Source organism: Streptomyces sp. NPDC020996 (genome assembly GCF_040641355.1).
Lineage (GTDB): Bacteria > Actinomycetota > Actinomycetes > Streptomycetales > Streptomycetaceae > Streptomyces.
The window spans coordinates 51,802-74,170 of sequence record NZ_JBFADM010000043.1; the positions used below are offsets into that span (position 1 = coordinate 51,802).

Here is a 22,369-nt window from a genome sequence, read left to right on the forward strand (position 1 = left end):
GACGGCGGCCGGACAATTCCCTTGGCGCGGGCACGGCGCACCGCCCCGGCCGCGAGCGGGTACGGCTTGCCGTCCCGGTGACGGCGTGCGCGGCCCGCCGCCGGGTTCCGTGCGTGAGTCCGGCGCCCGGTGCGGCGGTCAGGCGTCGATGCGCGACCGGTCCAGTGTCGCCGCCGAGCTGGAGATGAACTCCTTGCGCGGGGCCACGTCGTTGCCCATCAGCAGATCGAAGACCTGCTCGGCCGCGTCCAGGTCCGAGAGGTTGATCCGGCGCAGGGTGCGGTGGCGCGGGTCCATGGTCGTCTCGGCCAGCTGGTCGGCGTCCATCTCGCCGAGACCCTTGTAGCGCTGGATGGAGTCCTTGTACCGGATGCCCTTGCTCTGCAGTTCGAGGAGCTTGTCGCGCAGCTCGCGGTCCGAGTACGTGTACACGTACTTGTCCTGGCCCCTCTTGGGCTGGACGATCTCGATCCGGTGCAGCGGCGGCACCGCGGCGAACACGCGGCCGGCCTCCACCATGGGCCGCATGTAGCGGTGGAACAGCGTCAGCAGCAGGGTGCGGATGTGGGAGCCGTCGACGTCGGCGTCGGTCATCATGATGATCTTGCCGTAGCGGGCGGCGTCGATGTCGAACGTACGGCCGGAGCCGGCCCCTATGACCTGGATGATCGCGCCGCACTCGGCGTTCTTGAGCATGTCCGTGACGGACGACTTCTGCACGTTGAGGATCTTGCCGCGGATCGGCAGCAGCGCCTGGAACTCGGAGTTCCGGGCGAGCTTGGCGGTGCCGAGCGCGGAGTCTCCCTCGACGATGAACAACTCGCTGCGGTCCACGTCGTCGCTGCGGCAGTCGGCGAGCTTGGCGGGGAGCGAGGAGGACTCCAGGGCCGTCTTGCGGCGCTGCGCGTCCTTGTGCTGGCGGGCCGCGATGCGCGTACGGGCGGCGGCGACGACCTTCTCCATGACCACCCGGGCCTGCGCGGCGGCGTCGCGCTTGGCGGAGGTCAGAAAGGCCTTGAGCTCCTTGGTGATCACGGTGTTCACGATCCGGCGGGCCGCCGAGGTGCCGAGGACCTCCTTGGTCTGGCCCTCGAACTGGGGCTCGGCCAGACGGACCGTGACGACCGCGGTGAGCCCTTCCAGGGCGTCGTCCTTGACGATGTCGTCCTCGGCTACGCGCAGCAGCTTCTTGGCGCGCAGCACCTCGTTCATCGTCTTGGCGACGGCCTGCTCGAAGCCGGCGACGTGTGTGCCGCCCTTGGGGGTGGCGATGATGTTGACGAACGACCTGACGGTCGTGTCGTAGCCCGTCCCCCAGCGCAGGGCGACGTCGACGCCGAGTTCACGGGTGACTTCGGTGGGGGTCATCTGGCCGTGGTCGTCCAGAACCGGGACGGTCTCCTTGAACGTGCCCTGGCCGGAGAAGCGGAGGACGTCGCAGATCGGCTTGTCGCTCGCCAGGTACTCGCAGAACTCGCTGATGCCACCGTCGAAACGGAAGGACTCCTCGCCCTTACTGCCGCCTTCGCCGAGGCCGAACTCGTCACGGACGACGATGGTCAGGCCGGGCACCAGGAACGCGGTCTGCCGGGCCCGCTGGTGCAGGTTCTCCAGGGAGAGCTTGGCGTCCTTGAGGAAGATCTGGCGGTCGGCCCAGTAGCGCACGCGCGTGCCGCTGCGGGTCTTGGGAATCCGCTTGGCCTTGCGCAGGCCGCTCTCGGCCGTGAACTTGGCGTCCGGGCCGTTCGCCGCGAAGGCGCCGGGCACGCCACGCCGGAAGCTGATGGCGTGGGTGTGGCCGCCGCGGTCCACCTCGACGTCGAGGCGGGCGGACAGGGCGTTCACCACGGAGGCGCCGACGCCGTGCAGGCCGCCGGAGGCGGCGTACGAGCCGCCGCCGAACTTGCCGCCCGCGTGCAGCTTGGTCATCACGACCTCGACGCCGGACAGGCCGGTCTTCGGCTCCACGTCGACCGGGATGCCGCGGCCGTTGTCGCGGACCTCCACCGAACCGTCGTCGTGGAGGATCACCTCGATGTGGTCGCAGTAGCCCCCGAGGGCCTCGTCGACGGAGTTGTCGATGATCTCCCACAGGCAGTGCATGAGCCCGCGGCTGTCGGTGGATCCGATGTACATACCCGGGCGCTTGCGTACGGCCTCGAGCCCCTCGAGGACGAGCAGGTGCCGCGCGGTGTAATTGGAACCGTCCCGGTCTGCTCCTGCCAGCAGCGCTGTGGACGACGGCACGGACGTCTCGGCGGTCACGCGGTTCGCTCCTCGCTGAATTTCAGATGGGGCCCCAGTGGGTAAGGGCGCGGCTCGGTCTGCCGCCATGAGGGTACCGAGGCCTGGTAGAGCCGTTGTAACGCCACCCTCACCCGGAAGACAGACTAGTCCAGGGTCGCATGGGTGTTCGATCCCTCGATGGGGTGAAGTACACATCACGTTCCCTTGGAGGCATGAACCATTTAGGCTCCGGGCACGTCCTCATGAACAACCGGCAAGCCGCCCGGGAGGGCGAGAACGACGAGAACGACGAGAAAACCGACCCACAGCGCGAAACCGCAAACCCTACAGACACGCAAAACGGCACATTCGCCGCCAACCGGCAGCAGACAGCCGGACTCGGAAGAAATTTTTCGAGGGCAAGCCCCGAGCGGGAACATTTTCGGGCTGGTTGGATGTTGACCCTGGTACGACAGCTCGTCGAGCTAGAGAAGAGGCGACGTGACTACTGTTCTGACCCCCGCGAGCCCGCTGACGGCCGCTGACCGCTGCGACCGTTGCGGCGCCCAGGCGTACGTGCGCGTCGTCCTGCTCAGCGGCGGAGAACTGCTCTTCTGCGCCCACCACGGCCGCAAGTTCGAGCCGGAACTCAAGAAGATCGCCGCTGAGATACAGGACGAGACGGAGCGGCTCACGGCCGTTCCCGCATCCGCCTCCGAAGAAGAGCGCTGACGCCTCGCACCCACGACGAGCCAGCTCCGGCACAGGCCGGCAGACGGGCGGCGCCGCCCCTGTCCTCAGGGACGGCGCCGCCCGTCGTCGTGGTGCGAAGGCCCTCAGCCCACCTCAGCGAGCCCGGTGCCTCTGTGTCCACCTCAGCGGGCCCGGTGCCTCTGTGTCCACCTCAGCGGGCCCCGGTGCCCCTGTGCGGCGTCCGTGGTGCCCGCGGCGCCCCCGAGGACCCCAGCGCCCGTACGACGTAGGAAACGCGCGTGTAGACCCCCGGGCTGCCCGCACGGCCGCAGCCGCTCCCCCAGGACACCAGACCGATCAGCCTGCCCTGGGACACCAGCGGGCCCCCGCTGTCCCCTTGGCAGGCGTCCCGGCCGCCCCGCGTCTCACCGGCGCACAGCATGCTGTCGGCCCGATAGGCGCCGTCACCGCTTCCGGGGTACGCCTCCTGACACTGGGCGTCCGGCAGTACGTGCACGTGCGCCGCACGCAGCCTGTGCGTGTAGTCGCCGGCGCCGGTGACATCGCCCCAGCCGTAGACGACGGCGTCCGTTCCCGGGGCGTAGGCGGGATCACCGGCGGCCGCCGGTCCGATGACGGATCCCTCGGGCAGCGGGTGCGCGAGCGTGAGCACGGCGAAGTCGCCGGCGTTGGTCGCGCTGTCGTACCCCGGATTGACCCAGACGCCGCGCACCGCGATCTCCTGGCCGGTGCCGGCTGTCAGGTCGGTGCGGCCGGCGATGACCTTCAGGTCGCGTACCCGCTCGGGGGACGCTCCCAGAGCCTCTTTCCCCAGACAGTGGGCCGCGGTGAGCACGGTGGTCCGGCCGATCGCCGCGCCGCCGCAGAACTGCCCCGCGCGCGTACCCCCGAACCGGTCACGGCTGGAGAGCGCCACCGTCCACGGACTCTCGGACACGTCGATGGGAAACCCTCCGACGACCACGCTGTCGGCGGCGGCGGGAGCGGTGGACACCAGCGGTATCGCGCCCGCCGCGGCCGCCAGGGCCAGTGGCCGGGACAGCGCTCGGACAATGCGAGATCGCATGCACACTCCTGACTCAAGGTGATGAACGGACACCCAGAGTCACGCAGAGTGCTGCCGCCCGCAGCACGAAGGCCCGGTCCCCACGGGGGAACCGGGCCTTCGGCGTCGTCGTGCAGTCGACCTAGTCGAGGTAGTCGCGCAGCACCTGCGAACGCGACGGGTGGCGCAGCTTCGACATGGTCTTGGACTCGATCTGGCGGATGCGCTCGCGCGTGACGCCGTACACCTTGCCGATCTCGTCCAGGGTCTTCGGCTGACCGTCGGTGAGACCGAAGCGCATGGAGACGACGCCCGCCTCACGCTCGGACAGGGTGTCGAGGACGGAGTGCAGCTGCTCCTGCAGGAGCGTGAAGCTGACCGCGTCCGCGGGGACGACCGCCTCGGAGTCCTCGATGAGGTCACCGAACTCGCTGTCGCCGTCCTCGCCCAGCGGGGTGTGCAGCGAGATGGGCTCGCGGCCGTACTTCTGGACCTCGATGACCTTCTCCGGGGTCATGTCGAGCTCCTTGGCCAGCTCCTCCGGGGTGGGCTCGCGGCCCAGGTCCTGGAGCATCTGGCGCTGCACGCGCGCGAGCTTGTTGATGACCTCGACCATGTGCACCGGGATGCGGATGGTGCGGGCCTGGTCGGCCATGGCCCGGGTGATCGCCTGACGGATCCACCAGGTGGCGTACGTGGAGAACTTGTAGCCCTTGGTGTAGTCGAACTTCTCGACCGCGCGGATCAGACCGAGGTTCCCCTCCTGGATGAGGTCCAGGAAGAGCATGCCGCGGCCGGTGTAGCGCTTGGCCAGCGAGACCACCAGGCGGAGGTTGGCCTCCAGGAGGTGGTTCTTGGCGCGGCGGCCGTCCTCGGCGATGATCTCCAGCTCGCGCTTGAGTTTCGGCGCCAGCTTGTCGGCGTTGGCCAGCTTGTCCTCGGCGAACAGACCGGCCTCGATGCGCTTGGCGAGCTCGACCTCCTGCTCGGCGTTGAGCAGGGGGACCTTGCCGATCTGCTTGAGGTAGTCCTTGACCGGGTCGGCGGTGGCGCCGGCTGCGGCCACCTGCTGGGCGGGCGCGTCGTCCTCGTCCTCGTCGGAGAGCACGAAGCCCGCGCTCTCGGCACCCTCGGGCTCGTCGCCGGCCTTGGGCGCGTCCTCGAGCACCTCCTCCTCGAGGATCTCGACGTCGTCCTTCTTGGCGCTGGTCTTCTTCGCGGGCGTCGCCTTCTTGGCGGCCGCCTTCTTCGTGGTCGTCGCCTTCTTCGCGGGCGCCGCCTTCTTCGCGGTGGCCCTCTTGGCGGCTGCGTCGTCCTCTACGGGCGCGTCGGCTGTGGGCGACGCCGGGGCTGCGGGCGCGGTGGCCTTCTTCGTGGTCACCGTCTTGGCCGCGACCGCCTTGGTGGCGGTGCGCTTGGCCGGACTCTTCGCTGCGACGCTCTTTCGGGTGCGCTTGGGCTCTGCGGCACTGACCATCAGCGTCACACCCTCTTCCTCGAGGATCTGGTTGAGGCTGCGCAGTACGTTCTTCCACTGAGTGGCCGGAATCTGGTCAGCTTCGAAGGCCCGACGCACATCGTCGCCGGCGATCTGCCCCTCAGCCTTTCCCCGCTCGATGAGAGCCATGACAGAGACGGACTCGGCGATCTCCGGCGGGAGCGTACGGGATGTGCTGGCCGACACGAACAACCTCTCGGAACGTTGGAAAACGGCTTCCGGCCCCGTCCATGGCGGACAGGAGCCGACCGACGGCTTGGGGAACCGGGCCGACGGCACGGGCTGGGGCCGGGAAGAGGCACAGCGCCGTGAACGGCGTCCGTATTCCTTCCTCGGCTGTCACCTCTTAGGTCATCGCGACTGTTTCCATGAGCGTTACGCCCAATCTGCGTGGCCCGAGTCACACCTCGTAAGCGCGCAAAAATTGTCAAACAAGGACAAAAAATGTCGCCCGCGATGCGGACCGGGGTCGCTGCGCCGGTCGCGCGGCCCCTCGCACCGTCGGACCCCACAGGATCCCGGGAATCCTGGGAATCCTGCGGGGTCCGACGGCGGACGGCTCACCGGCCGGGTGACGCCACAGGAGGGGGAGGCATCCACCGGCCGCGCCGTCCGCGGTGGGCGGTCAGTGCTCGCGTGGCGCGGGTACCACACGCTCGACCTCGGGGTGCACAGTGAGCAATTGGCGCATGGCCACCTCGGCTCCGGCACCGTCGCCCGCCGCGAGCGCGTCGACGATCCTGCCGTGGTGTCCCAGCGACGTCTCGTTCGGCCGGTCACAGCCCGTGACCGGGCTGCCGGAGACCTGGAGGGCCGCCGACACGATCCCGGACAGGTGCTCGAGCATCCGGTTGCCGGAGACCTGGATGAGCAGGGAGTGGAACTCGGCGTCGGCCCGGGAGAAGGTGAGCGCGTCGCCCTGCCCCATGGCCTGCCCCATGATCTCGACCATGTCGGCGAGCCGCTGCTGGACGTCCTCGCGGCCGTGCCCGGCGGCGAGCCGCGCGGCGAGCGGTTCGATGGTCCAGCGCAGCTCGCTCAGCTCCCGGCGCTGGTCATCGCGCTGCGGGCCGAAGGCCCGCCACTCGATGATGTCCGGGTCGAGGAGGTTCCAGTCGCTGACGGGACGCACCCGCGTGCCGACGTTCGGGCGGGCACTGACCAGGCCCTTGGCCTCCAGGACGCGCAGCGACTCACGGACGACGGTGCGCGAGACCTCGAAACGCTGGCCGATCTCCTCGGGCACCAGCGGGCGGTCCGCCCCCAGATCTCCGGAGACGATCATCTGGCCGAGCTGCTGGACGAGTTGGCCGTGCAACCCGCGCCCGCGGCTGCCTGCGGTGCGCCGGCTCACGCGGCCCAGCTCAGGATCCGCGCTCTCCCAGGCGGGGGCTCCGACGCGGTCGACGGCTGGCGCCTCGGCGTACGGGTAGCGGTCGAGTTCGCCCGGACCTGCAAGACCGGAGTCTGCGGCGCGGGCGGCGGTCATCATGGTGTGCGCAAGGGTACTCACGCATCCTTTGTCGGCGTTGCCCTCAACTCCCTTGAGCGCTTTGGTGAAAAGCACACGAAAGGGTGATCGCTCACCCCGTCGCAATTGACGCCTTATCAGAAAGAAATGAGCTATCCCCGGGGAGTTGTGCGCGGAGCGGGACCAGGAGGGGGCGCACCGTGATCACCGGGCCCTGCCGCGCAGGGTCGTGAGCAGATACGCGCAGAGCAGCGCGGTCAGCGACAAGGTCAGCGCGCCGCCGACGGGTTGGGCGATGACGCGGGCCGCGGCCTCCAGATAGCGCTCTCCCCCGAAGGGCCACTGCGACAGGAACACCTCACGCACGCGCGCGGGAAAGCCCGCGGCCGTTCGCACTGCCGGTCCCTGGAAGGCCCTTTGTACGAGGGGTACGACGACGACGGGTACGGCAACTACCGCCGCCAGCCCGGCCGCGGTGGACCGGAAGACACCGGCGCCCAGCACCCCGGCCCAGGCACACCCGACGACGAGCCCGGCCCAACTCGCGACCGGCGAGAGCCCGTCGGCGGGGACCTGCGCGACTTCCCGCCCGTAGAGCAGATAGAGCGCCGCGGTGTCACAGCCCGCGGTGAGGAGGGCGAGCGTCAGCGCGGTGGCGGCTGCCACGAGGAGCTTCGCGGTGAGCAGCCCCAGCCGACGGGGGACCGTGCCGCGGTCCGCCGCCAGGGCGGGGTGGCGGAACTCGTCGCCGAAGGAAAGCGCACCGAGCAGCCCCGCACCGAGCGCGGCGGGCGGCAACGGCAACTCCTCCGGCCAGGCGGCCAGCAGGCGCGGCTGCGAGGTGTGACCGGCCCGGGCGAGGAGTACGGCGACGAGGACGGACCCGAGGAGCACGGCGGCCCCGGTGAGGAGACCCGTGCCGATGCCGGTGGCGCGGCGGATCTCGTAGCGCAGGGGGCGCAGCGGGCTCCTGGCGGAACGGACCGAGATGGGAGGCGGAAGGGGGGACAGCACGCCGGAACCGGGCCCCTCGGGGGCGCGCGGACCCGACGCCGGCGCCAGGGCAGCGGCGAGGTCCGGCCACGGAGCGGCGGGGTCGGGGCACAGCGGCCGCACCGCCTCGGACTCTCCCGTCTCTTGGGGTACATCCAACTCCCCGGACGCTTCCAACTCTTGTGCTTCTTGCGCTCCTTGGGCTCCTTGGGCTCCTTGGGCTTCTTGGGCTTCTTGCGACGCATCGGCCTCTCGTGGATCTTCCGGCTCCCCCGGCCCTTGCGGCCCTTGCGGCTCTTGCGGCTCCTCGGGCGTGCGGGCGGGAGCCGGGTGCCCGGCAGCGGCGTCCGGCCTCGGTACCGCACCGGTCATGTGCGGGCTGCCGGGTGTCTGCGACTCGCCGGTGCCGGACGATGGGCCGGCTTCGCGAGGCTCGCCGGCACCGGATTCCCCGCCCGGTGCCGGCACCTTCAGCGGGGTCGTGCCCGCCCCGGGCCCCATGTCGCCCACTTCGTCGGCGAGTCGGTGGACGAGGATGCCGTGCCGGAAGGCGGTCTCGCCGATGTCGGCGCAGCTACTGCCGTAGACGGCAAGGAGGTTGCCGCCCTCACGGACGATCTCGACGGAGCGCTGTGCGGCGCGGGACTCCCTGGAGAGCACGGCGGCGAGGCGGGCGGCGTGCGGACTCCGCACGGCGACGCGGGGGCGCAGCCTGTTGCGGGCGAAGTCATCTGCCTCCTGATCGGCGACGAGCCGGCCCTTCTCCAGCGTCACGACACGGTCGGCGTTGCGCGCCGCCTCCTTGGTGTCGGCCGTGGTGAACAGGACCGTGCCGCCCTGGGCGGCGTGGGCTCGCAGTACGCCGTGCAGCCAGCGGGCTTCACGGGCGGAGAGCCCGTCGGCGGGGTCGTCCAGCACGAGTGTGTGCGGGTCGGCGAGCAGGGCGCAGGCAAGGCCGAGACGGCGGTCCATGCCCCGGGACAGGGCGCCCAGGCGCTCATGGCGCAGGCTGACGAGGTCGACCGCTTCGAGGACTTCGTCGGCCCGGCGCGCCGGGACGCCCGCGGCGGCGCACAGCATGCGCAGGTGACCGCGGACCGTGCGGGCCGGATGCCCGGGTACGTCGCCCAGCAGGACGCCGACTTCACGCGACGGGTGAGCGATGCGGTGCAGGGGGCGGCCCCTGAAGTGGGTGACGCCGCGGCCCGGTTGGAGTTCGAGCATGAGTCTGAGTGCCGTCGTCTTGCCCGCGCCCGGTGTCCCGAGCAGTGCGGTGACGAGGCCCGCGCCCGCCTCGAACGAGACGTCGTGCACAGCGGGCGGAAGCTCCTTGCGCGGGTTGCTGGTCAGTCCGAAGGCCTGGATCACCGCAGCAACATAGCGCGCCATATCCGGTTTTTCGGACATCACGGAGCCAACTGTGCAGGCCGTGATCGGGCCGGTCGGATCCCTGTTCGCCGTTCACTCCCGAGCCCGGCCGGGTGGCCGGTCGCCCGGACCCCGGGCCGGGGCCGTACTCGTCACACCTCGGGGCGCAGCATCGGCGGGTTGAGCAGCGTGGCCCCGCCGGCCCGGAACAACTGGGCCGGCCGGCCGCCCTGACGCGTTGTGGTCCCGCCGGTGGGGACGAGGAAGCCCGGGGTGCCCGTGACCTTGCGGTGGAAGTTGCGCGGATCGAGCGCGACGCCCCACACCGCCTCGTAGACCCGGCGCAGCTCGCCGACGGTGAACTCGGCCGGGCAGAACGCCGTGGCGAGCGACGAGTATTCGATCTTGGAGCGGGCGCGCTCGACGCCGTCGGCCAGGATCTGCGCGTGGTCGAAGGCGAGCGGCGCGACCGGCTCGCCGTCACGGCCGTACCCGCCCTGCTGCAGCAGCTCGTCCACCGGTGCCCAGCGTGCGTTGCTGGCGTCGCCACCGGCCCGGGGCGGGGGCAGGTCGGGGGCGAGCGCGAGGTGGGCGACGCTGACCACCCGCATCCGGGGGTCCCGCTTGGGGTCGCCGTAGGTGGCGAGCTGCTCGAGGTGAGCGCCGTTGCCCTGAACGGGCGCGGCCGGGTCGTGGGCACGCAGCCCCGTCTCCTCCGCCAGCTCACGCGCTGCCGCCTGCGCCAGATCCTCGTCGGCCCGGACGAAACCGCCCGGAAGCGCCCAGCGCCCCTGGAACGGCGGCTCGCCCCTGCGTACCGCCAACGCGCACAGGGCATGGCGGCGCACGGTCAGCACGACCAGGTCCACGGTGACGGCGAAGGGCGGAAAGGCTGACGGGTCGTAGGGCATGCGGCGATCATAGTCGTCTGCCTGACGATAAACACTCCTTTCATCGGCCGCTTCGGTGGCTGATCCACTTCGGTCCGGGTGTGAACTTCACCGTGTGTACCGGACCGCCGTGCGGCACCACTCGGGCCCGTTGCGAGGGCGGGGAGGCACGCCGCATGCCCACGAACTGCTCCACCGGGTGCGGTCGTCGGGGCCTGGAACGCCGACGCTTCGCGCCCGGCCGCGGCCACGCGCATCGGGCGCTGTGGGCGGCGTCGACGGGCGTCGACGGCTCAGGCGTCGTCGCTCCGGGACGTGTCGGCTCCGGCTCCGGGGCAGGCGCCGCGGTGTCGTGCAGCGTCCCTCCTCGTGGCACGCGGGCGCGTGCCGTCGGTCCGGGTGATGTCGGAGCGCCTGGTGTCCGAGGCCGGCGTGCGGGGACGCGGAACCCCCGGCCTCCGGCCGTCCGTCTTCGTCGGCCTGGCGGTGCCGCCGGCCGAGCGCGTACGGCGTCGCAGGCGGGCAGGCGCACGCGGCAGGACCGCCGCCGCGGTGATGTCACCGTCCTCCGGGCTCTCGGCTTCCTGCTCGGCGCGGGCCTGCCGCGCCCGTGCCGCGCCGCCCCGGCGCTCCGCCCGCAGGCAGCGGCGGATCGACTCGGGGTCCAGTCCCTCGTTGCAGGCCTGGTGCAGCAGGCGGGCGAAGAGGTAATCGGGGTCCGCTCCGAGTGCCATGGCCAGGGCCTCGCGGGCCTCCAGGTCGTCGCCGCCGGACCAGGCGACCCAGCCCGCGAGGGTGAGCGGCGCCGCCGCGTGTTCGCGGTACGGACCGACGCACCGTCGGGCCAGGGCCCTCCACAGGCGCAGCGCCGGGCCGGCCTCGTCGCCCTCCATCCAGGCGGCCGCACGATCGCGTGTCGTCCGGTCCTGCAGGCCGAGAATCAGCGCCGCGGCCTGCTCGTGTCCCAGCAGTTCGTCATCCCGGAGGTCGGCTTCCAGCGTGCCGGACGCCGGCGGCGCCTCGGCAAGCCTGCGCATCGTCCGGTCGGCGAGCTCCAGCGTCTCCTGAGCGACCGCGGCGCGCCCCGTGTCGTCGAGGATCCTCGGGACGAGCGCCATGTTGGCGTGGTCGAGGGCGGTCTCCTGTTCGAGGGCCGCGGCGGTCTCCCAGGGGAGCAGCCTGGCCCGCAGCTCGCTCAGGCTGCCCCGCACCCGCAGGCCGGCGTACGCGGCCGCGGCGGCCAGCACGGAGGTGCCGGGCAGGCCCATCGGCAGGCCTTCGGGCGGGCAGCACCGCTCGTTGTCGCAGCAGTACGACCAGAAGCGGCCGTCCGAGATGCACAGCGCCTCGACCACCGGCACGTCGAGACGACCGCACTCGGTGCGCAGCCTCTGGGCCAGCGGGCGCAGTCGCCGCATGACCTCGCGTCCCGATTCGCCCTTACCGGGCTCCTGGCACAGGTAGGCGACCATCTGCTCGGGGCGCGCTCCCCTGCGCTCGCTGCCCGTGACCAGCCCGTGGGTCAACTGTCGGGCGGCGGAGTCCCAGTCCTCCGCGTTCGGGGGGATGCCGAGCCGGGCCCGGCCGCCGAACCTGCCCCGACCGTCCCTGTCGTGCAGCGCGACCAGGACGATGCTGTCCTCGGGGCGGTAGCCGAGCAGGTACGGCAGGGCGTCCGCCAGTTCGGCGGGGGTGCGCAGCGTGACCTGCTGCTCGGCGCCATGGCTCTCGTAAGGGGTGCAGTCGAGGCGGTTCCGGCCGGCGTGGGGTGCGTCGTACACATCATGCGCGGCGCGCTCGTCGAGTACGGCGCGCTCGGCGGGTACGGCGATGTCGGCGTTCTCGGGTGATCCCGTGGTTTCGTCGCGGTTCGTCATGGGCCGACGATCTCGCGGATCGCGCATCTCGGTCCGACCCTGTGGACAAGTCCGATCAGGAACACGACAGCGCACGGCTCCGCAGGGACATCACCCCAATAAAAGCCCAGCTCAGAGCGGTTTCCATGCAGAGCAGGAACTCGTACGACCATCACATACCTCGCCGCGCCGCGCCGCGCCTCGATCGCCGCCCGCCCCCACCCGCATCGCCCCCGCCGCCTCGCGCCCCCACCACTCCCCTCCCGGTACCCGCGGTCCGGCCGGTCCGGATTGTCAGTGCCGTCCTGTTGGATGGGACGCATGGAGCACACGAGCAACGCGGATCTCCGGGCGGCCGCCGACGCGGTTCTCGCCCGCCTCGTCGGGGACGTCTCGGGGGCGGCGCGCCTGCGCGAGGACCAGTGGCGGGCGATCGAGGCGCTGGTCGCCGACAGACGCCGGGCGCTCGTCGTGCAGCGCACGGGGTGGGGCAAGTCCGCGGTCTACTTCGTCGCGACCTCGCTCCTGCGGGCCCAGGGCAGTGGCCCCACCGTGATCGTCTCCCCGCTGCTCGCGCTGATGCGGAACCAGGTCGACGCCGCGGCCCGGGCCGGCATCCACGCCCGCACCATCAACTCCGCCAACACCGAGGAGTGGGACACCGTCCAGGCCGAGATCGCGGCGGGCGAGGTCGACGTGCTGCTGGTGAGTCCGGAGCGGCTCAACAACCCGGATTTCCGGGACCAGGTGCTGCCCAAGCTCGCCGCCGCCACCGGGCTCCTCGTGGTGGACGAGGCACACTGCATCTCCGACTGGGGGCACGACTTCCGTCCGGACTACCGGCGGTTGCGCACCATGCTCGGCGATCTCCCGCCGGGCGTTCCGGTGCTCGCGACCACCGCCACCGCCAACGCGCGGGTGACCGCCGACGTCGCCGAGCAGCTCGGTACCGGAGGCTCCACGGACGCGCTCGTGCTCCGTGGTCCGCTCGACCGGGAGAGCCTGAGTCTGGCCGTCCTGCGGCTGCCGGACGCGGCGCACCGGATGGCCTGGCTCGCCGACCACCTGGACGAGCTGCCGGGTTCCGGGATCGTCTACACCCTCACCGTTGCCGCCGCCGAGGAGGTCACCGCGTTCCTCCGGCACCGGGGGCACACCGTCGCCTCGTACACGGGCAGGACGGAGAACGCCGACCGGCAGCAGGCCGAGGACGACCTTCTCGCCAACCGGGTGAAGGCGCTGGTCGCCACCTCCGCGCTGGGCATGGGCTTCGACAAGCCGGACCTCGGATTCGTGGTGCACCTCGGTTCTCCGTCCTCCCCCATCGCCTACTACCAGCAGGTGGGCCGTGCCGGACGCGGAGTCGAGCACGCCGAGGTGCTGCTGCTCCCCGGGAAGGAGGACGAGGCGATCTGGGAGTACTTCGCCTCGCTCGCCTTCCCGCCGGAAGATCTGGTGCGCCGCACCCTCGACGTCCTCGCTCGCTCGGACAGGCCCCTGTCGCTGCCCGCCCTGGAGCCTTTGGTGGAACTGCGCCGCTCCCGGCTGGAGACCATGCTGAAGGTCCTCGACGTGGACGGGGCCGTAAAGCGGGTCAAGGGCGGCTGGATCGCGACCGGGCAGCCGTGGACCTACGACCGGGAGCGGTACGACTGGGTCGCGCGGCAGCGCAAGGCCGAACAGCAGGCGATGCGCGAGTACGCGGCCGCGACCGGCTGCCGCATGGAGTTCCTGCAGCGCCAGTTGGACGACGAGGCGGCCAAGCCCTGCGGCCGCTGCGACAACTGCGCGGGCGCGCGGTTCACCGCGGACATGTCCACGACGGCGTTGGCCGCGGCACGGGAGGATCTCGGCCGGGCCGGTGTCGAGGTGGAGCCGCGCCGGATGTGGCCGACCGGGCTCGCTGCCGTGGGCATGGACCTCAAAGGGCGTATCCCGGCGGGCGAACAGGCCGGCACGGGGAGGGCGTTGGGGCGTCTGTCGGACATCGGCTGGGGCAACCGGCTGCGGCCGATGCTCGCGCCCCAGGCCCCCGACGGTGCTGTCCCGGAGGACGTGGCGAAGGCCGTGGTGGGTGTGCTGGCAGACTGGGCCAGGGGCCCGGGCGGCTGGGCCTCGGGGGCACCGGACGCGCCGCCACGTCCGGTCGGCGTGGTCACCGTGCCCTCGCACACCAGGCCGCGACTGGTCGGCTCCCTGGGCGCACACATCGCGAACGTGGGCCGTCTGCCGCTGCTGGGCTCCCTGGAACACACCGGCGACGCGTCACCGGTCTCCCGCAGCAACAGTGCCCAGCGTCTGAAGCTTCTCGACGGCGCGCTGACCGTACCGCCCGCTCTCGCCGCAGCCGTCGCCGAGGCAGGGGGGCCGGTGCTGCTCGTGGACGACTTCACCGAGACCGGTTGGACGCTCGCGGTCGCGGCCCGGATGCTGCGACGCGCCGGCGCGCAGGGAGTGCTGCCACTGGTTCTGGCGGTGCAGGGCTGAGTTCATGTGACGCCGGCCCGGCGCCGACGCCGGGGCCGGCGTCAGCCCCACCGCCACGTCCGGCCATGGCGGTCCGGACGGCGCATCGCTGCGTTCGCCACCCAACCGGTCACCAAGAGTGAGTGAATACGAGGTGAACGACCACCTCACGCGTCACATCACCGACCAGCGGGTAGGGATATAAACCACACACCACCGAATTTCGGACGGTGACGCCAATTGCTCGTTGCCGCAATCAAGTTCGACAGGAAGAATTGAAGTCCGCTCCCCGCACGGCCCGCCCGTGGACCGGTAGGGCTCTGCTGCGGTGCGCGCTCCCCCGAATCCGACCCTGCCCGCAGTGTGGGCGCGTAGCCGAAGGGAGGACCGTGACCTTCGGAATTGCTCCGTCCCCCGCGGCAGCCACGACGACGTCTGCCGACCTGTCCACCGCTTCCGCCACCCCCCTGGCCCGCATGCTCGAACCGGCGGAGTGGGCCGCCGCCGGCATCCCTCTGCTGCGCAATCCACGCGAGGTTGTCAGCGGGCTGCACTCCCGTCATAACCCCCGGCCGGGGACCGCTGTCGTGGCGGTGCTCGACCCGGACGAACGGCTGCGGGCAAGCGCCTCGTTCACCCGTCGCACGGCTCCGGCCGACGGCTGGCTGTTCCGTAACGTGCTGCTGGCCCAACTGCGCCGGATCATCCCCCACGACCTGCGCCGCCGGACACCGGTACGCACCGCCGTGCTGCTCTACTGCCGTGAGGGGGACGCGCGTTGGACCGAGGAGGACGGCGCGTGGATGTGGGGCCTGCGTGACGCCTGCACGCTGCACGGCCTGCGCTGCGGGGCCTACGTCACGCTGACCCGCGACGGCTGGCAGGTCCTCGGTGAGGGTCGCGGCGGACGCCACCCCAACGCGGATTCCACGCCGGGGCCGTTCAGCCTGTCCGAGGCGCCTCTCCCGCTGCCGCGTACCGGCGGCGCCGCCTCGGAGATCCTGCGCCGCGTGGCCGCCCGCTGAGCGCGGCGGTCACCCGCTGCCGCGTACCGGCGGCGCGGCAGGGCTCTCCCGCACCGCTCCGCCGCACATTCCGTCGCACATTCTGTCGCGCGCGAAAGCCACGTCCTGCGCCGCGCACGGTACCGCTGCGCCGCGCAGGGGACCCCGTACACCGGACAGGCAGGCCGCCCGTACCCGCCCGGGATCGCTCCCTGCGCCGGGGACGCCTCCGTCACGCCGCGCCGCTGCCGCGCGCGAACACGCAAGTGCCCCTTCGGCCCACGCCCGAAGCGTGACTGCGCACACCCCTGGCCACTTCGGGGCGAGAGGCGCCCGAAGGGACATCGACGTCGCCCCGCCGGCACGACGACGTCACCGTCGCCGATCCCGTCACCCCGGCATGCACCCCGGCCCCGGAACCGAACGGAGACTTCCGCACCCGGAAGCCACAGCCGCAGTCCAAGCGCTCCGGACACAGTCCGGGCACGCCGAACCGCCCACCGTGCCTACGCCGCTCACAACGGCGTACTCGTCGCTCCGTCGGCACGCGAACGTGCCGGGACGGATCAGACGCCTGCGCCCAGTACCGAGTTGATCTTCTGCGGGTCGCCGCAGACGATCAGCAGGGCACCGGCCCGGGTATGGGCCAGCGGCAGCGCGGTGGCGGCCACCTCATCGGAACCGCCGTTGACGGCGACCACGACCACGGGACGTGAGGCGGCGCGCTCGGCGACGGCGGCTTCGGCGTAGAAGACGTCGTCGCCGGCGTCGTGCTGCGCCCAGTAGGAGGCTTCGCCGAAGGACAGCTCGTGGGCGGCCCACGGATGCTGTTCGCCGGTGGTGATCACCAGCACGTCACCGGGGGCACGGCCCGACTCCAGAAGCATGTCCACGGCTTCCTCGGCGGCGTCGAGCGCGCCGTCGACCGAGGCCGGGATCAGCTGGATCTGCGGGGTCGCCGAAGCCGTGGCGGGGGCGGCGGGTGCAGCGGGGCCCGACGGGGCGGGCTTGGCCGGAGCCACGTCACGCGACGTACGCTGCGCCGGCGGCGCGGGCCGGAAAGGGCCCGGACGACCGGGACGCGGCGGAGCCGCTGGACGGGGGCCGGGTACGGGGCGGGGGGTCGGCGCGGTACGGCCGTTGGCCGGGGTGGCGCGGGGACCCTGGGCACTCTCGTGAATCTGAGGCTCCTCGGGAATGAGAGGCATGAGCTGATATTTATCAAACGTTGGTACGGCCCGCGTCGGCGGGTGGCACACGAGTGCGAGCGGAACCGTCAGAAGTCGAAGCCGAGCTGACCCTCGACCTCCGGAACGCTTCCGTCCGCCCAGCTGCGGGCCTTCTTGAGGTGCCGCCACTGGGGCAGCGCATCAAGATACGCCCACGACAAGCGGTGGTACGGGGTGGGGCCCCGCTCCTCCAGTGCGGCCTTGTGCACGGGTGACGGATACCCGGCGTTGTCCGCAAAACCGAAGTCTGCATGGTCGATACCCAGTTCGGCCATCATTTTGTCGCGCTGAACCTTGGCGATCACCGAGGCCGCCGCGACCGCCACGCACGACCGGTCACCCTTGATCACCGTGCGGACCCGCCAGGGAGCACCGAGATAGTCGTGCTTCCCGTCGAGGATCACGGCGTCGGGGCGGACCGGCAGAGCTTCCAGGGCACGCACCGCCGCCAGGCGCAGCGCGGCGGTCATCCCCATCTCGTCGATCTCCTCCGGGGAGGCGTGTCCCAGGGCGTACGACGTCACCCACTCCCGCAGGTGCGCAGCGAGTTCGGTGCGTCGCCTGACAGTGAGCAGTTTGGAGTCGGTGAGGCCTTCAGGGGGCCGGCGCAGTCCGGTGATCGCCGCGCAGACGGTGACGGGGCCGGCCCACGCGCCGCGCCCCACCTCGTCGACACCGGCAATGACCTTCGCTCCGGTCGTGGCGCGCAGGGAGCGCTCGACGGTGTGAGTGGGTGGCTCGTACGGCATGGCGCCCTTAGCGTACGCCGCCGGGATCACCCGGCGACACCCCGGTTCCCGCGGCGGCGCCGAGGGCGCCGCGTGCCGCCGTCAGGCGCTGTGCGGCCTCAGCAGCGGAACCATCAACTGGTCGATCATCTCCTCGAGATCGCGGTCGCTCCATTCACTTCCGCACATCTTGGAGCGGTACATCATCATGGCCGGGACGGCGTCGAAGACATAACTGTTGGCCGCATCGGATCGCACCTCTCCGCGCTCTATTCCGCGGGTGATGACCTCCCTGAGCAGCTTCAGGGTGGGCTCCACGATCTGGTCGTAGATGACGCCATGGAAACGCTCGGCCTGTACGGGGTCGCATTCGTGAATCACTGCGCGAACGGCTGAGCCGGGGAGGGAGAACATGGCCTCGCGCGCCAGCCGGCACAGCTCGAGCAGGTCCGCGCGGACGCTGCCGAGATCGGGCGCCGTCTCGACACTCGGCAGTCCGGCCTTCAGCGCGTCCGCGACGAGGTCCTCCTTGGACGGCCACCGGCGATAGACCGCGGCCTTGCCGGTCTGGGCACCGGCGGCGACACCCTCCATGGTGAGGCCTTTCCAGCCGACCGTGCTGAGCTGCTCCAACGCGGCGTCGAGGATCGCGCGTTCGAGCACGGCTCCGCGCCGACGGAGGGACGTCGCCCGAGCGGGGGCGGCCGTCCAGCGCGAGGTAACCATCTGAGTGTCTCCAGCGAGCGGGATGGGGGACGTCTGGGGTTGATGAGCCGCGCGGCGGCGACGGGGGATCCGCCGAGCGACGACAGACTGAGTGAACGCTTGCGTTCACTACTGGGGACTCACTACCGTGAGCACGAAAGTGAACGCCTGCGTTCACTAACGGACTCGTGGGGGACCCATAGTGACAACCTCTCCGTTGATACAGGAACAGAAGCCAGGGGCGGCCCGCCGGGGCGGGCATCCCGGCATCGCGCTCACCGTCATCGCGGCCTGCCAACTCATGGTGGTACTCGACGCGACGATTGTGAACATCGCCCTTCCGCACATTCAAGAAGCCCTCGCCTTCAGCACCACCGACCTCACCTGGGTCGTCAGTGCCTACACGCTCACCTTCGGCGGCCTGCTGCTCCTCGGCGGCCGGGCCGGTGACATCCTCGGCCGACGCCGGGTCTTCATGACCGGCATCCTGCTGTTCACCCTGGCCTCGCTGCTCGGCGGACTCGCCCAGGAACCCTGGCAGCTGCTGGCCGCCCGCGTCCTGCAGGGCATGGGCGGCGCGATCGCGTCGCCCACCGCGCTGGCCCTCATCACCACCACGTTCCCCGAAGGGCCCGAACGCAACCGGGCCTTCGGGGTCTTCGCCGCGGTCTCGGCGGGCGGCGGGGCCATCGGCCTGCTCGCCGGCGGCATGCTCACGGAGTGGCTCAACTGGCGCTGGGTGCTCTTCGTCAACGTGCCGATCGGCGTGGCGATCGCCCTGCTCGCGCCGCTGTACATCCACGAGTCCGAAAGGCACACCGGACGCTTCGACATCGCCGGCGCGCTGACCTCGACCTCCGGCATGGCGTCCCTGGTCTACGGCTTCATCCGGGCGGCCGACGAGGGCTGGCGGGACAGCCTCACCATCGGATCCTTCAGTGCCGCGGTGGTCCTGCTGGCCGCCTTCACGTTCATCGAATCCCGGGCCGGGGAACCCATCACGCCGCTGCGGATGTTCGCCGACCGCAATCGCTCGGGCACGTATCTGATCATGCTGAGCCTGGCCGCGGCGATGTTCGGCATGTTCTTCTACATCGTGCTCTTCGTGCAGAACGTGCTCGGCTACAGCCCGATCCAGGCCGGTTTCGCGTTCCTGCCGGTGACGGTCGTGATCGCGCTCGGCGCGGGGCTGTCGCAGCGGTTCCTGCCGGTGCTCGGGCCCAAGCCGTTCATGCTGACGGGCTCGGCGCTGGCGATGATCGGGCTGGCCTGGCAGAGCCTGATCAGCTCCGACAGCTCGTACGCGGGCGGAGTGCTCGGACCGATGCTGGTCTTCGGCTTCGGGATGGGGCTGAACTTCGTGACCTTGACGGTCACCGCGGTCTCCGGCGTCGCCCAGCACGAGGCGGGCGCGGCCTCCGGTCTGCTCAACACCACTCAGCAGGTCGGCGGTTCGCTCGGCCTGTCGATCCTGACGACGGTGTTCGGCTCGGCCAGCAAGGACGAGGCGGACAAGCAGGTGGCGAAGTTCCTCGCCGAGGGCTCGCCGCAGCAGAAGGCGGAGTTCGCCAAGACGCACCAGCTGCCCGCGCCATGGGGTCACGAAGTGCTCGCCCACGGCATCTCGACGAGCTTCATCGCGGCCACGGCCATGGCCGTGCTCGCCCTCGCCAGCGCCTGGCTGGTGATCCGGGTCCGCAAGAGCGACCTGGACGCCCTCTCCGGCACGACCGCTCCGCCGGCCGGCTGACCGGGCCGGCCCCGCGGCGGGCCGCGGATGGCCGGTCCCGGTCCGGGGAACCGACAGCGGGGACCCCGGACCGGCCATCCGCACCACCCCTCCGGCCACCACCCCTCCGGCCACCATCTCTCCGGCCACCCCCGCGCCTCTTCGGACAGCAACTGCCCCGACAACGCCCGACGGTCACAGAGAGTTCCCATCGCACACGGACAGTTCCGACTCCTACCGCCGCGCTACCCGAAGATCCCGTACGGTTCCGGGTCCCGCCACCGCTCGAAGGGCCGGTCGAGCACGTACTTGCCGTCGTCCTCGAGGCGGAGCATCCGCATCTCGGCGTTCCCCGGGTTCGACAGGGACTCGAACTCCGCGACCGTCCAGTGGAACCAGCGCATGCAGAACAGCCGCATGGCCAGGCCGTGGGTCACCAGCAGCACGTTCGGCGGATGGTCGGGCGCCTCGAAGCTGCGGTACAGGCTCTCCAGGAAGCCGCCCACCCGGTCGTACACGTCGGCCCCGGACTCGCCCTGGGCGAACCGGTAGAAGAAGTGGCCGTAGGCGTCCCGGTAGGCCTTCTGGAGCCGTACGTCGTCGCGGTCCTGCCAGTTCCCCCAGTCCTGTTCCCGCAGCCGGGGCTCCTCGCGCACGCGTATGAGGTCCGGGTCGAGGTGGAAGGCCCGCAGGGTCTCGTGCGTACGACGGTACGGCGACACGTACACGCTGACGCGTTCGCGCCCGAACATCTCGCGCAGCCGTTTCCCGGTCTCCTCGGCCTGGCGCCGGCCGCGCTCGGTCAGGGCCAGGGCGTGGTCGGGCTCACGCTCGTAGACGGTGTCATCAACATTGCCCGTTGACTCCCCGTGCCGGACAAGAACGATGCGCCGTGGTCGTGCCATGCCGAAACCCTAGATCGGGTCGCGCCACATCGAGCACTCGTACGGTCTCCATACGGCGTAGGTCACACCGTCCCGCGCCGTGGGACGCCGCCGCGGGGGCTGCCGGAGGGCACAGCCGGAGCTCCGGCGCTCGGGCGAGCGCTCATACCGTCCAGGTCGGTTCGAGATCCACGATGTCGCCCGTGAGGGCCGCGATGTCCGCCTCCGTCTGGGCCCGCAGGGCGAGCCGCTCCACCCGCTCCGTGCGGTACTTGCCGTGCTCGGCGGCCGAGTGCCACATCGACAGGACCAGGAACTCGTGCCCCGGCCCCTCCCCGAACAGCCCCCGGAGCATGCCGGGCGAGCCCGCCATGGCGGGGTTCCAGACCTTCTCCTGCATGAGCGTGAAGTGCTCGGCGCGCTCTTCGTGGACGCGGCAGAGAGCCACCCGGACGAGGTCGGCGTCGGTGAAACGCGGTTCGAAGCCCGTCTTCACGTCGAAGCGGTACTCGAACAGTTTCGCCCGGGCGTCCTTGAAGGTCCCCGACTGGGCCGCCGCCAGCCGGTCGTGGGAGCGGGCCATGAAGGAGTCGTAGAAGGAACGGCTCTCCCAGAAGGAGAAGACGTGCGCCACGCCCGGCCGCCGCCGGCTCCAGCCACCGCCCTGCCCCCGAAACCCCGGCTCCCCCAGAAGCCCCGCCCACTTCCGCTGCCCCCGCTCGAAACCGCGGCGGTCCACCACGGTGCAGCGAATCCACTTGACCAGCACCGCGCCATGGTAAGGCCCAGGAACGTGGCGGCGGTCACGCTCCGGCCGACAACGCCCCCGGACACCTCCACGCGCGCATGGCAGGATGGACAACCGCCCTTGTCTGCACGGCAGTTAAGGGCCAAAACGGCATAGGGAGAAGGGGAGTCGGGTGAGCGCCATCAACAAGGGCATCCGCAAGGTCGAAGTCGCGATCAAGTGGGATCCCAGTCCGGCGGGCGAGCCGCCCACCGATCTCGACATCGTGGCGGCGACCTATACGACGGACGATCCGTACGGTGATCCGGCCTATGTGGTGCACTTCGACAGCCGCTCCCCCGACGGCACCATCTACCTCAACCGGGACAGCCACGACGGCAAGGGTTTCGGCTGGGACGAGGTGATGACGCTGGAGCTCGAGCGGCTCAGCGAGCGGTACGCGCGCGTGGTGGTCGGTGTGGTGATCCAGCAGCGGCCCGCGCGCCGGACGTTCGTCGGCGTGCGCAGCGCGGGCCTGCGCATACGGGAGGGGTACACCGTGCTGGCCGAGGACGACTTCGGCGGCGTCCTCGGGGCGACGGCGGCGACCGTCGCGGAGTTCGTGCGGGAGGGCGACAGCGTCTGGGACTACCACCCCGGCATCCACGGCTTCGACGACGACCCGGCGACGTTCACCCGCACGATGGGCCGGGCGCGCCGGCCCTGACCCGCGTCGCCGCCGCGCACGGCGGAGAGGGGGGGGGCCCCCGCGGGGGCGCCCCCCACCCCGGTAACGGAGCGCAAGCGGGGGGGGGGCCCCCCCCCCCCCGCCCCAG

General features: G+C 71.2%; 17 protein-coding genes. 5 read left to right on the plus strand and 12 right to left on the minus strand.

Annotation, left to right across the window (positions count from 1 at the left end; all coding sequences use genetic code 11):
• Positions 1-138: 138 nt before the first annotated feature.
• On the minus strand, positions 139-2,265 hold the full coding sequence (locus tag AB0G63_RS26310) for a DNA topoisomerase IV subunit B (RefSeq protein ID WP_360754765.1): 2,127 nt from the start codon (positions 2,263-2,265) through the stop codon (positions 139-141).
• 462 nt (positions 2,266-2,727) lie between these two features.
• On the opposite strand from AB0G63_RS26310, the gene AB0G63_RS26315 reads away from it, so the two are divergent.
• Positions 2,728-2,958 (plus strand): hypothetical protein, encoded by a 231-nt coding sequence (locus tag AB0G63_RS26315; RefSeq protein ID WP_053848812.1) that lies wholly within the window; start codon positions 2,728-2,730, stop codon positions 2,956-2,958.
• Positions 2,959-3,130: 172 nt separating this feature from the next.
• Here the strand turns inward: AB0G63_RS26315 and AB0G63_RS26320 are convergent, their stop codons facing one another.
• The 6 genes from AB0G63_RS26320 to AB0G63_RS26345 form a co-directional block, all read right to left on the minus strand.
• On the minus strand, positions 3,131-4,006 hold the full coding sequence (locus tag AB0G63_RS26320; RefSeq protein ID WP_360754767.1) for a serine protease: 876 nt from the start codon (positions 4,004-4,006) through the stop codon (positions 3,131-3,133).
• A 121-nt stretch (positions 4,007-4,127) separates the two neighbouring features.
• Positions 4,128-5,669, minus strand: a complete 1,542-nt coding sequence (locus tag AB0G63_RS26325; RefSeq protein ID WP_324785125.1) for an RNA polymerase sigma factor — start codon at positions 5,667-5,669, stop codon at positions 4,128-4,130.
• A gap of 439 nt (positions 5,670-6,108) precedes the next feature.
• On the minus strand, positions 6,109-6,996 hold the full coding sequence (locus AB0G63_RS26330) for an FCD domain-containing protein (protein WP_360754771.1): 888 nt from the start codon (positions 6,994-6,996) through the stop codon (positions 6,109-6,111).
• A gap of 162 nt (positions 6,997-7,158) precedes the next feature.
• The gene (locus tag AB0G63_RS26335; RefSeq protein WP_360754774.1) at positions 7,159-9,315 is read right to left on the minus strand and encodes an ATP-binding cassette domain-containing protein; all 2,157 of its coding nucleotides are present in this window, start codon (positions 9,313-9,315) and stop codon (positions 7,159-7,161) included.
• Positions 9,316-9,467: 152 nt separating this feature from the next.
• Positions 9,468-10,226, minus strand: a complete 759-nt coding sequence (locus AB0G63_RS26340; protein ID WP_360754777.1) for an NUDIX hydrolase — start codon at positions 10,224-10,226, stop codon at positions 9,468-9,470.
• 272 nt (positions 10,227-10,498) lie between these two features.
• The gene (locus AB0G63_RS26345; protein ID WP_360754779.1) at positions 10,499-12,082 is read right to left on the minus strand and encodes a DUF4192 domain-containing protein; all 1,584 of its coding nucleotides are present in this window, start codon (positions 12,080-12,082) and stop codon (positions 10,499-10,501) included.
• A 300-nt stretch (positions 12,083-12,382) separates the two neighbouring features.
• On the opposite strand from AB0G63_RS26345, the gene AB0G63_RS26350 reads away from it, so the two are divergent.
• A complete protein-coding gene (locus AB0G63_RS26350) occupies positions 12,383-14,548 on the plus strand; it encodes a RecQ family ATP-dependent DNA helicase (RefSeq protein ID WP_360754780.1) in 2,166 nt (721 codons plus the stop codon).
• Between the two features lie 368 nt (positions 14,549-14,916).
• Positions 14,917-15,552, plus strand: a complete 636-nt coding sequence (locus AB0G63_RS26355) for a hypothetical protein (RefSeq protein WP_360754783.1) — start codon at positions 14,917-14,919, stop codon at positions 15,550-15,552.
• Positions 15,553-16,097: 545 nt separating this feature from the next.
• Here the strand turns inward: AB0G63_RS26355 and AB0G63_RS26360 are convergent.
• From AB0G63_RS26360 to AB0G63_RS26370, 3 genes are all read right to left on the minus strand, one after another.
• Positions 16,098-16,739, minus strand: a complete 642-nt coding sequence (locus tag AB0G63_RS26360) for a hypothetical protein (protein ID WP_360754786.1) — start codon at positions 16,737-16,739, stop codon at positions 16,098-16,100.
• Positions 16,740-16,807: 68 nt separating this feature from the next.
• A complete protein-coding gene (locus AB0G63_RS26365) occupies positions 16,808-17,509 on the minus strand; it encodes a ribonuclease HII (RefSeq protein ID WP_360754789.1) in 702 nt (233 codons plus the stop codon).
• Between the two features lie 81 nt (positions 17,510-17,590).
• Positions 17,591-18,214, minus strand: a complete 624-nt coding sequence (locus AB0G63_RS26370; protein WP_360754791.1) for a TetR/AcrR family transcriptional regulator — start codon at positions 18,212-18,214, stop codon at positions 17,591-17,593.
• 181 nt (positions 18,215-18,395) lie between these two features.
• On the opposite strand from AB0G63_RS26370, the gene AB0G63_RS26375 reads away from it, so the two are divergent.
• Positions 18,396-19,943 (plus strand): MFS transporter, encoded by a 1,548-nt coding sequence (locus AB0G63_RS26375; protein WP_360754794.1) that lies wholly within the window; start codon positions 18,396-18,398, stop codon positions 19,941-19,943.
• 224 nt (positions 19,944-20,167) lie between these two features.
• On the opposite strand, the gene AB0G63_RS26380 is transcribed toward AB0G63_RS26375, so the two are convergent.
• Both AB0G63_RS26380 and AB0G63_RS26385 read right to left on the minus strand, forming a co-directional pair.
• Positions 20,168-20,827: a histidine phosphatase family protein gene (locus AB0G63_RS26380; RefSeq protein WP_360754796.1), complete on the minus strand. Its 660-nt coding sequence runs from the start codon at positions 20,825-20,827 to the stop codon at positions 20,168-20,170.
• 142 nt (positions 20,828-20,969) lie between these two features.
• The gene (locus AB0G63_RS26385; protein ID WP_360754799.1) at positions 20,970-21,575 is read right to left on the minus strand and encodes a YdbC family protein; all 606 of its coding nucleotides are present in this window, start codon (positions 21,573-21,575) and stop codon (positions 20,970-20,972) included.
• Between the two features lie 151 nt (positions 21,576-21,726).
• On the opposite strand from AB0G63_RS26385, the gene AB0G63_RS26390 reads away from it, so the two are divergent.
• Positions 21,727-22,260: a TerD family protein gene (locus AB0G63_RS26390; RefSeq protein WP_360754801.1), complete on the plus strand. Its 534-nt coding sequence runs from the start codon at positions 21,727-21,729 to the stop codon at positions 22,258-22,260.
• Positions 22,261-22,369 lie beyond the last annotated feature (109 nt).